Source organism: Shewanella sp. 10N.286.45.A1 (genome assembly GCF_041470405.1).
Taxonomy (GTDB): Bacteria; Pseudomonadota; Gammaproteobacteria; order Enterobacterales; family Shewanellaceae; genus Shewanella.
This window is the reverse complement of sequence record NZ_JBFRMK010000264.1, coordinates 1-10,172: the sequence shown is the minus strand read 5'-3', so window position 1 is coordinate 10,172 and position 10,172 is coordinate 1. Positions and strand designations below refer to the sequence as shown.

8 protein-coding genes are annotated in these 10,172 nt (G+C 44.6%); 6 read left to right on the top strand and 2 right to left on the bottom strand.

From position 1 onward, the window contains the following. Window positions 1–141 precede the first annotated feature (141 nt). The gene (locus tag AB4238_RS17900) at window positions 142–555 is read left to right on the top strand and encodes an NUDIX hydrolase (RefSeq protein ID WP_372034675.1); all 414 of its coding nucleotides are present in this window, start codon (window positions 142–144) and stop codon (window positions 553–555) included. Here AB4238_RS17900 and AB4238_RS17895 read toward each other — a convergent pair. After that, a complete protein-coding gene (locus tag AB4238_RS17895) occupies window positions 539–2,542 on the bottom strand; it encodes a putative bifunctional diguanylate cyclase/phosphodiesterase (RefSeq protein WP_372034674.1) in 2,004 nt (667 codons plus the stop codon). The genes AB4238_RS17900 and AB4238_RS17895 overlap by 17 nt on opposite strands. Before the next feature lie 611 nt (window positions 2,543–3,153). Here AB4238_RS17895 and AB4238_RS17890 point away from each other — a divergent pair. The 4 genes from AB4238_RS17890 (at window position 3,154) to AB4238_RS17875 (ending at window position 7,725) form a co-directional block, all read left to right on the top strand. After that, on the top strand, window positions 3,154–3,504 hold the full coding sequence (locus tag AB4238_RS17890) for a RidA family protein (RefSeq protein ID WP_372034673.1): 351 nt from the start codon (window positions 3,154–3,156) through the stop codon (window positions 3,502–3,504). A gap of 233 nt (window positions 3,505–3,737) precedes the next feature. Continuing rightward, complete coding sequence (gene uvrD, locus AB4238_RS17885; RefSeq protein ID WP_372034672.1) at window positions 3,738–5,903, top strand: DNA helicase II; 2,166 nt, start codon at window positions 3,738–3,740, stop codon at window positions 5,901–5,903. Between the two features lie 143 nt (window positions 5,904–6,046). Further along, window positions 6,047–6,910 carry a 4-hydroxybenzoate octaprenyltransferase gene (gene ubiA / locus AB4238_RS17880; protein WP_372034671.1) on the top strand — a complete coding sequence of 288 codons (864 nt, stop codon included), beginning with the start codon at window positions 6,047–6,049 and terminating at the stop codon, window positions 6,908–6,910. Window positions 6,911–7,188: 278 nt separating this feature from the next. Further along, on the top strand, window positions 7,189–7,725 hold the full coding sequence (locus tag AB4238_RS17875) for a hypothetical protein (protein ID WP_372034670.1): 537 nt from the start codon (window positions 7,189–7,191) through the stop codon (window positions 7,723–7,725). On the opposite strand, the gene AB4238_RS17870 is transcribed toward AB4238_RS17875, so the two are convergent. After that, window positions 7,722–8,606 (bottom strand): alpha/beta hydrolase, encoded by an 885-nt coding sequence (locus AB4238_RS17870; protein WP_372034669.1) that lies wholly within the window; start codon window positions 8,604–8,606, stop codon window positions 7,722–7,724. The two genes, AB4238_RS17875 and AB4238_RS17870, sit on opposite strands and share 4 nt — an antisense overlap. A gap of 225 nt (window positions 8,607–8,831) precedes the next feature. Here AB4238_RS17870 and AB4238_RS17865 point away from each other — a divergent pair, with 225 nt between their 5' ends. Continuing rightward, complete coding sequence (locus AB4238_RS17865; protein WP_372034668.1) at window positions 8,832–9,881, top strand: hypothetical protein; 1,050 nt, start codon at window positions 8,832–8,834, stop codon at window positions 9,879–9,881. The last annotated feature ends 291 nt before the right edge of the window (window positions 9,882–10,172 follow it).

Genomic DNA, 10,172 nt, shown 5'->3' with positions numbered 1-10,172 from the left:
GAAAGACTGAGGTGCTCACGTAGTGCGGCTGAGGTAAAAAATTGGTAAAACACTATATGCTTCGCTATGGGGTTTGGAGATACGACTAAATAATCAAACTGTTAATGCAATTGGTATAAGCTATTGATAATAGGAGTAAGTATGGCATTCAACGACAAGTTTAGATTGAGTTGTCACGCGGTGATACTGCGAGAGGGCGTGGATGAGATGGAGGTTCTACTGTTGAAAGCAACCTATGGTGCTTTCGCATGGGGGCTGCCAGGTGGTGCGTTAGAGCCTGGGGAGACTATCCATCAAGCGCTTATTAGGGAATGCCAAGAAGAGCTTGGTTTGAGCATCAATGTTCAATATCTGTCTGGCGTTTATTACCATAGCGCTTATGACTCTCAAGCATTTATTTTTCGCTGTGAAATTGATAAGTCAGCGGTAATCACCTTGAGCGATGAGCACTCAGAGTACCGGTTCGTAGCAATCTCTGCACTTTCTGCGGTGCAGAAAGTGAGAGTATGTGATTGCCTTGAATATAGCGGCGCTGCGGTTAGCCGTAAGTTTTAACAGGTTTATCTTCTGCTACAGCCTTATCTTCAATAGACGCTGTTACTTGCCCTTGAGTGCTTTTCATATAGTGTTCACCTATCTTTAATAGGTCATCAAGTGCCACTGGTTTACTGATCAAAAAGCCTTGGGCATAGTCACACATCATAAAGCTTAATTCGTCGAACTGCTCTTGGGTTTCAACACCTTCTGCAATCACTCTAATTCCTAGCGCATGTGCCATCTCGATAGTAGCGATAATCAACTCTTTGCTGGTGTCGTCGTTGTTCATATCTTTAATGAAACTACGGTCAATTTTAAGGATCTGGAAAGGATAAGTACGCAGATAGCTTAGCGATGAATAGCCAGTACCAAAATCATCCATCGAGATACAGAAGCCAGCTTCACTCAACGCCATTAAAGCATCAAGCGTATATGCATGGCCACTGAGTAATACTCCCTCAGTGATTTCAAGCTCCAGATCTTTAGGTTGCATCCCTAACTGATTAACACTGTCACTGATTAGTTGCACTAGATTAGGATTTCTAAACTGTCTCGGTGACAGGTTGATCGCTATCCTAAAGTCGTCATGGAAAGTCTGCTGCCAAGTATGAGCGGTTTCTAGTGCACGGTGCAGGATAAACTCCCCCATAGGTTCAATCACACCCGTTTGCTCGGCAATCGGAATAAACTCAGCGGGAGAGACATTACCGAGTACTGGGTTGTTCCATCTCAGTAAAGCTTCGGCTCCCATTATGCTACCGTCTCGAATATCGAGCTGAATTTGATAGTTAACTTGCAGTTCGCCTCGTTCAAGCGCGCCGTAGATCTGCTCTTCAATTGCTAAGCGACGAGAAACCTCTTTGTTCATTGCGTGGGTGAAGTAGGAGTAGGTATTACGACCAATACTCTTAGTGTGGTACATGGCGGAGTCGGCATTTCGCAGTAATTCTGACGGCGTTTTGCCGTCGTTAGGGTAAATAGCGATACCAATACTGGCGGTTAAAATGAGTTGGCGATTATCAATGTAGAAGGGCTTTCTAAAACCACCAATAAGGTTTTCAGCTAAAGGCTGCGCATCATTGGCACTGGAGAGACCGTCGAGAAGAATGATAAATTCATCGCCACCTAAGCGACCAACGGTATCCTCCTTACGAGTGGCTTTCATAAGACGATCGGCGGCAGTGATCAGTAATTGATCGCCAGCTTCATGCCCTAATGAATCGTTAATTTTCTTAAAGTCATCTAAGTCTAGAAATATTACAGCCAGCATTTTGCCACTGCGTTCAGAGCCTTCGACCAACTGCTCTAGACGCCTTAGAGCGAGAAAGCGGTTAGGGAGATCCGTTAGCGCGTCATAATGTGCTTGGTGACGGATTAATGCTTCAGCTTCTAGGCGTTCACTATTATCGTGAAAGGAGATCACTGCACCGGTTTTACTGTCATCTAAAGTCATTGGATGTGACCAATACTCTACCGGGAAGCTACTGCCATCAGCACGCCAAAAGTGATCTTCTTTCAGGTGGATATCTCGTTTATGTTGTTCGGCGATAGAACTCACGATGGCTTTATTGTCATCGGGGTTTTGATGGATGAGACTGCTCATGTTGCAGGCGATGAGCTGTTCTTCGCTGCGATAGCCTAACAGTTTTACACACTGTGGATTAGCAAAAATACAGCGACCATTTTCGTCGACGCCATAAATTGCGGCAGCAGCAGAGTCCAAAATAGCAGTTAGAAGATGGTTTTTGCCAAGGATAGTTTGTTGATTATGATGCTCTTTGGCTGAAATATCTTGCAGGCGACTAAACATATGGTTGAGTTCAACCTCTAGATCGCTCAATTCACCATAATCACCGATTCTATTGCGTGTATTGAGATCACCATTTGACCAACGCCTTACACAATTTGTTAGGTGGCGAACACGTGGTGTCATTGACAAAAGTTGGAATAAGCTGACACTCAACACTGCGACATTAGCTAAACAAAACAGGCTGATGGTAAACATTAGCGTCATGTTTAAAGGGGGCTTGGCAACATAAAGGTATATTGCTAAACAAAGGGATAAGACACTTATGAATGAAAGAGTTAGCTGCCATGGCTTTAGTGTGTGTCGTTTCATTGTTAGCATACGAATTTCCTAACCTTGAGTTGTAAAAACAGCACCGCTTCTGCTGATAATTCAGAAGAGATATTGCAGCTTTATTGCTGTCTCTCTTAAAAATAGTTTTGCTTTGAGGGTATCAATGAAATTGTCAAATCGCCCTGGAGTTCTACTGTAAGATGACTTTTTGGCAGGCAATATTTGTGAAATGCATAAACTCATGTCTCGCACGGAATAACACCTATATAGGTGTTTAAATATGAGAGTGTGGGAGTCGTGGTTGATATTTGCTGTAGAGGTCATTTTTATCCTTCAAAATATAAGAAATCAGTCCGTGATCGCTTGCCTTGCCTGAATAAGTATAGGATCTAATTTGTTAAACAGGAAACATGCAATTTAGCGATAAAATATCTATCTGAATGATAAGTATTTTTCACTGGTTAATTTGCACCTTTTCGATAGAATCCACTAAATTGATCTGAGCATAATCGCCAATAAATGAGTATGAGTTGAATATGAGTATTGAAAGAATTGAAACCAGTAGTCGAATGAGTCGCATCGTTAAGCATAACGGTACTATCTATCTGTGCGGCCAAGTTTGTAAGGATGCCGAGCAAGGGATTACTGAACAGACAAGCTCTATGCTGGAAAAAGTCGATGCCCTGCTTGCGCAATCGGGTAGTGATAAAGAGCACATCTTATCGGCAACCATTTACGTAAAAGATATGCAGTACTTTGCCGAAATGAATGCCGTTTGGGATGCATGGGTGCCTGAAGGTCATGCACCAGCACGAGCCTGTGTCGCGGCAAAAATGGCTCGCGAAGCACTGTTAGTAGAAATATCAGTAGTTGCTGCTGAGAAGTAACCTGCAAGTGCCGAGATGGCACAGCGATACCTGCCATCTCAGCGATCCTCTAGGTTTTCTATCGTTAAGATGATAGCGGTTGTTATTCCCTTTCTAGCCATAGCGACAACGAAGAGAACTTGTAAAAATTCTTCCTCGGTGACAACTCCGCTTATATAAAGAATTGCCTCTGAAACCTGCACATTCACGTGGCTTGGGTATATACTGCCTGCTTGATTTTCTTGGAGGCAATAATGGACGTATCTTCTTTACTCGACGGCCTAAATGACAAGCAACGTGAAGCCGTAGGCGCGCCGCAATCTAGCATGTTAGTGTTGGCTGGAGCGGGTAGTGGTAAAACTCGAGTGCTAACACACAGAATCGCTTGGCTAATGCAGGTCGAACAGCAAAGTCCTTACGCTATTTTAGCGGTAACTTTTACCAATAAAGCAGCTAAAGAGATGCGCGAGCGCGTCGAGAAAGTGGCTGGCGGTAATATGAGCCGTATGTGGATTGGTACATTCCACGGTTTAGCTCACCGATTACTGCGCACTCATTATAAAGATGCCAACCTGCCACAAAGCTTCCAAATCTTAGATTCGGACGATCAGCTACGATTGATTAAACGCATTCTTAAGAGTCTTAATCTGGATGAAAAACAGTATCCGCCAAGGCATGCTCAAGGCTATATCAATGGTAAGAAAGATCTCGGCCTACGACCTGCGCATATTGACGCTGGTGGTTTTCCAATTGAGCAAAACCTGCTAAAAATTTATCAAGTTTACCAAGACTCTTGCGATCGAGCGGGTCTGGTCGACTTTGCCGAAATCTTACTGCGCGCTCACGAACTGTGGCTCAACAAGCCGCATATCTTAGATCACTATCAAGACAGATTTAAGCATATCTTGGTGGATGAGTTTCAAGATACCAACGCCATTCAATATGCTTGGATCCGTGTACTTGCGGGAGCGACAGCTAACGTAATGATAGTGGGTGATGATGACCAATCTATTTACGGATGGCGTGGCGCCCAGGTTGAAAACCTACACAAGTTCTTAGGGGATTTCCCTGCTGCTCAAACAATTCGCTTAGAGCAGAACTACCGCTCAACCGCCAATATTCTAAATGCTTCTAACGAGCTTATCGCTAACAACCCAGATCGCATGGGTAAAAAGCTTTGGACCGATGATAAAGACGGCGAGCCTATTGGGCTTTATTGTGCGTTTAATGAAATGGATGAAGCCCGCTTTATTGTGGGGCGAATTAACGATTGGCAAGATGAAGGTGGCAAGTTAGCAGACTGCGCCATTTTATACCGCTCAAACGCCCAGTCACGTGTGTTAGAAGAAGCCCTACTGCACAAAGGGATCGCTTACCGTATCTATGGCGGTCTACGATTCTTCGAGCGCCAAGAGATTAAAGACGCCATGGGTTACCTAAGGCTCATCAGTAATAAAAATGATGACGCCGCTTTTGAGCGTGTGGTGAATACACCTGCGCGTGGTATTGGCGGTAGAACCTTAGAGATAATGCGCACCACAGCGCGTCAGCAAGAGCTCACCCTGTGGGATGCCTGTGTACGTTTACTCGAAGAGAAAGTTCTTAGCGGCCGTGCGGCTAATGCCGTACGTGGTTTTATGGACTTAATTGTCGGGCTAAGAGTCGATACCGAAGAGCAGTCGCTGCACAGGCGTACCGATCATGTGATCCAAGCATCTGGCCTTAAGTTGATGTATGAAACTGAAAAGGGCGAAAAGGCCAGAGCCCGCGTGGAAAACTTAGAAGAACTGGTTACTGCCGCCCGCAGCTTTGTTGTGCCTGAAGAGCTTGAAGATATGGGCGAGCTTGATGCTTTCTTATCTCACGCAGCACTAGAGGCTGGCGAAGGCCAAGCCGACGAGTTTACCGATGCGGTGCAACTAATGACGCTGCACTCAGCCAAAGGTCTTGAATTCCCCACAGTCTTTATGGCGGGGGTTGAAGAGGGATTGTTCCCAAGCCAGATGGCAATTGATGAAGGGGACCGCCTCGATGAAGAGCGACGTCTTTGTTATGTCGGTATGACCCGAGCGATGCAGCAGCTCTACATTACCTATGCCGAGTCTCGCCGTATTTATGGACGAGAAAGCTTTGCGAGGCCGTCACGTTTTGTGAAAGAGATCCCTGAGCAATTTGTGCAAGAGATCCGCATGCGCACCCAAGTGTCGGCGCCAGCAGTAAGCACTCGCTTTAGCAAACAGGACAGCTCTTTTAACGAATCGGGTTTCAAAATTGGCCAAAAAGTGAGTCATCCAAAATTTGGAGAGGGCACTGTGACCAATTACGAAGGCAGTGGCCCACAGGCGCGAATTCAGGTCAATTTTTATGATGTCGGCAGTAAGTGGTTAGTGATCGCTTATGCTCGGCTTGAGAAGCTATAACTGGGCTATTTTTAGCGGATTAGCGATAGCAGTTGAATACTGATTCAGCTCAGTCATAATGCAGAGACATCCCCAGCCAAAAGGACTTAAATTGGTTTGGGTATTAATTAAAGGCCGAAGACGTTTTAGGAGAGCCTAGTAAAATGAATTTAAGGGATAAACTGGATGTCTATCTGCGGCTAAGCCGTATGGATCGCCCTATTGGCACCTTGCTGCTAATGTGGCCTTGTTTAATGGCATTATGGTTTGCCGCAGGTGGGATGCCAGATATTAAGGTGCTGGTTATTTTTGTCATTGGTGTGGTCGTAATGCGTGCATGTGGCTGTGTTATTAATGACTACGCTGACCGTAACCTCGATGCACATGTTGAACGCACTCAATCTCGACCATTAGCCAGTGGTGAAATTAGCAGCAAAGAAGCATTAATCGTTTTTTTGGTTATGGCACTGTTTGCATTTTGCTTGGTGTTATTACTCAATCCGCTAGTGGTTAAGCTGTCAGTGGTTGGCATCATTCTTACTATCATCTATCCGTTTACCAAGCGCTACACCAATATGCCGCAGATGTTCCTTGGTACGGTTTGGAGCTGGTCGATTCCAATGGCCTATGCAGCACAAACGGGTACTGTTCCGGCTGAAGCTTGGTGGTTGTTTGCTGCAAACTGGTGTTGGACGGTTGCTTACGACACCATGTACGCCATGGTTGATCGCGATGATGACTTAAAGGTAGGCATTAAATCGACGGCTATCTTGTTCGGTAAATATGACCGACAGATCATTGCTGCCTTTCAGTTCGCCGCCCTCGCATGCTTTATTATTGCAGGGTTAATTGCTGAACGTGGCGTGATTTATGGCATCGGTATTCTTGCTTTTATCGGCTTCGCCCTATACCAGCAAAAACTGATTTTCGGTCGCGAAAGAGCGCCTTGCTTTAAAGCCTTTTTGAATAATAACTGGGCTGGCATGGCACTGTTTATTGCGCTTGGAATAGATTATTTAGTTTTTTAATTGTAGTGCTAACTACCTCTGCCTCACTGAGGTAATGATAAGTTCATCATTATAAACGCCTTCCATCTGAAGGCGTTTTTTTATGGCTCGCTGCCGCACTGACAAATGGGCTTTGCTCTGCCCAACCTTGCTTGAATAATTGCAGAACTGTCTATACTTAATGTGTCACGGGTAACCTACATAGGCCATTTGGTCATCATTTTACTAGCCACTTAAAGCGTTACCTCATCGAGACTATGGCGACAAACAAAAGGAATTGTTTGCATGGAGGAGAGCGTATGTCGTATTGGGTAACGAGCTTCGATTCGAGTCAATGGGCCGACTATGAATTAGCACTGTTGTGGGTCGCCATTCTTATCTTGGTTATTTGGATTTGTGTTTGTTTATTTAAGCCTCAAGGGGCTTTACGTTGGACTGCAGCGGTATTGAGCTGTGTTGTCGTTAGTGGTGTGTGCTTTACAAGCCGTATAGACGCGCTGCAGTTAAGCTCGTTGTTAACAAAAGGGCAGAACATTGAGGTGCTCGATGGCAGTTATCGTTACGGGCGCTATCATTTTCCCCACAATTCAGCTCACGGCGTCGACTTTCGAGAGATCCATATTGGAGGGCGCATATTAAAGCTGTATCACGCTGGGTATCTTGAGCATACTCGCTGTTATCGCAGTTTTTATAACAGTAATGAGTTCGATGACAATGCCCAGCTGCGTTTATACATACATTGGTATGAACATGAAATCGAACATAACAGCGATACCGTAAAGATTAGAACCCCGTGTATTTTGCGCATTGAACAGCTTGGCACTGAAGCTGCTTAATTGACGTTTTCGCTGACGCCATTGTTAAGGTTAAACAACCAGTAAAGCCCCTGTATAGCACTCGTCGGGAAAGCCGTTTCATGGCTCGCTTCGTCGATAATCAGCAACTTACTATTAATGCCTCTCGCCGTATTTTTTGGGCTATTAATGCTGTCGATCGTTGTTTTAAACTGCTGCGCATCAGCGACCATATCAAAGTTTGACAAGCCGCCATCGCGATTATGTTCTAGTGCGCCAATCCCAATAAAAACGTTGGCTTTTATGTTGCTCAAGGTCTTCTTTTGCTGCTTCATCACCTCAAATATCATCTGTTTATCCCACCACAAAGAGGGACTGCCGAGCACATAGTTGCGGAACAACTCAGGATTTTTAAGCAGAATATAACCGCCTAACAACCCACCTAAAGAGTTACCAACAAAAGTGCGTTGTTTAGGCTCTGTTCTGAAGTTCTGCTGCATATAGGGCAATATTTTGTGCTGTAGAAAGGCAATATGCCTATCGGCACCACCAGTCTGTTTTTTCCAACTGTTATCAATGCTTGGGGTAAAGTCTCGTACTCGACTCTTGTCCCCTCTAAGGCCATTTTGCCATGAAATCCCGACGAGTATCGCCTGCTGCATTTTATTCGAGTTCATTGGAAAGCGAGTGGCACCAGAGATAATCTGAAAGGCATACATAGCGTCGGTAATATAAATTACAGGATAGTGTTTAGCCTTATTGCGCTCTGCGCTATAGCCTTTAGGTAACTTAATATAGAGCTCATAGCTTCTATCGCTATCTTGGAGTGCTACGGTTTGGGTTCGAGGAATGGTAAACGCGGTATTGTCGTCAGCGCTGGCGCTTGTTAATGCAGATAGCGATAGCAAGCTAATAAGAGCCATTAAAGAACCTGAGCGGGAAAGTAACTTAAGCAAAAGACTGTTTCCTGAAGAATGACTATGAACGGCTAAACATACGCGCAATGTATCGGATTTGGTAGTACTAACATTAGTTTACACTTAAGTTAAGGGTGTCTGCGGGCTTCTCTTTCAATTAACGCGATTTATGGGTACGTTAAGTGAACCATTGAACAGGAACAACAATCATAATAATCGCAGGGAGCCAATATGCGGCGCAGCGTAAAATTCAGGATAAGCTTTTTAGCACTGGCCATTATCAGCTATGTGTTAGGGTTCAACACTCTTCCAGACACCTTATTAACTGATATTGATGAGCTCAAACTCGCCGCAGTAGCAGGTCTCTACTTTTTGATTTTGCCAATCTTCTATTGGTTGTGGATAATCAAAGCAGGCCAACAAAAAGCGTGGAAGTTGCTGCTTATTTTTAGTCTAAGTGGCTTGATGGCTAGACTCAGTTTTCCTGCCGAAATTGCCAGTTATTTTGAATTTATCATGTGGTTTAGGTACCCGATTATTGCCATATTGCTCGTCATTGAGCTGTACTTGATGGTCAGTATTGTTAAAGGACTTTGGCAAGCGCGTAGTTTAAAAGGCGACCCTAGAGTTCATATTATTGAAAAGTATCAAGACGAAGATGACAAGAAGCGCTCTTTAGCATTGGTGTTGGCGTCAGAGCCTGCAAGTTGGTACTACGCTATCCCTTGGTTTACCCGTAATCATGTTGAGAGTGATCATTCAATAGCGCTGTTATCAGGTAAGCCTTGGGCATGGTTGCTGATGTTAATAGCAACGATTGCTTCTGCCACCGTGGTGTATCTACTACTGGCACAGTGGAGTGAGTTAGTGGCGATTATCATCTCCAGTATTATCGCTTACGGGGTTATTTTTATTACTGCCAACTACCGAGTTTCACGCCATTACTCCGTTTATATCCAGCAGGACAAACTGGTCATTAACAACAGCATGTGGGGCTTCTTGGCTATCGACATAAATGATATTGCAGAGGTCGAAGTTGGCGAGTGGCACAAACAAACCCAAGACTCAGAGCTACTAAGCATAGGCCGTGGTACTAGCGCAAATTTACAACTTAAATTTAGCCAACCGCAGACTTACTTTGGTGCACTCGGTCAATTACCCGAGCAGATAGAGGAGCTTAAATTAGTCGTCAGTGACCCACAAGGTTTAGCTGCTGAGGTTGAGTTATTGCGCTCAGAGGACGCTGAGTTGTCAAATATTGAAGTTGCCAAAGCGGGCTGAGAGTAAGCTGGTAAATGGCTTTTATCTGTTGACTGGAATAGGGTTGCTTCTAGCTCGCTTAGGCTGGAATGAGCTAATACGAAGAGCCTAAAGGTAAGCACCTAATTGAAGGTGATATATGTCAGCTGAAACGTTATTCAGCTGCATCACAGGCTGTTCCATGAGTCAGACTCGTTAATGGACAGTGATACGTTAGCTGTTTACTCTAGTGTCGGTGACTTTGATGAGAAAAAGTCTCGCAACCTCCCTAATTCACTCCGACCCCTTTATCACTTACTCGATTTGTCTTCA

Coding starts and splice junctions, on each gene's coding strand:
- AB4238_RS17900 (WP_372034675.1), top strand. CDS start 142: ATGGCATTCAACGACAAGTTTAGATTGAGTTGTCACGCGGTGATACTG.
- AB4238_RS17895 (WP_372034674.1), bottom strand. CDS start 2,542: ATGTTTACCATCAGCCTGTTTTGTTTAGCTAATGTCGCAGTGTTGAGT.
- AB4238_RS17890 (WP_372034673.1), top strand. CDS start 3,154: ATGAGTATTGAAAGAATTGAAACCAGTAGTCGAATGAGTCGCATCGTT.
- uvrD (WP_372034672.1), top strand. CDS start 3,738: ATGGACGTATCTTCTTTACTCGACGGCCTAAATGACAAGCAACGTGAA.
- ubiA (WP_372034671.1), top strand. CDS start 6,047: ATGAATTTAAGGGATAAACTGGATGTCTATCTGCGGCTAAGCCGTATG.
- AB4238_RS17875 (WP_372034670.1), top strand. CDS start 7,189: ATGTCGTATTGGGTAACGAGCTTCGATTCGAGTCAATGGGCCGACTAT.
- AB4238_RS17870 (WP_372034669.1), bottom strand. CDS start 8,606: ATGGCTCTTATTAGCTTGCTATCGCTATCTGCATTAACAAGCGCCAGC.
- AB4238_RS17865 (WP_372034668.1), top strand. CDS start 8,832: ATGCGGCGCAGCGTAAAATTCAGGATAAGCTTTTTAGCACTGGCCATT.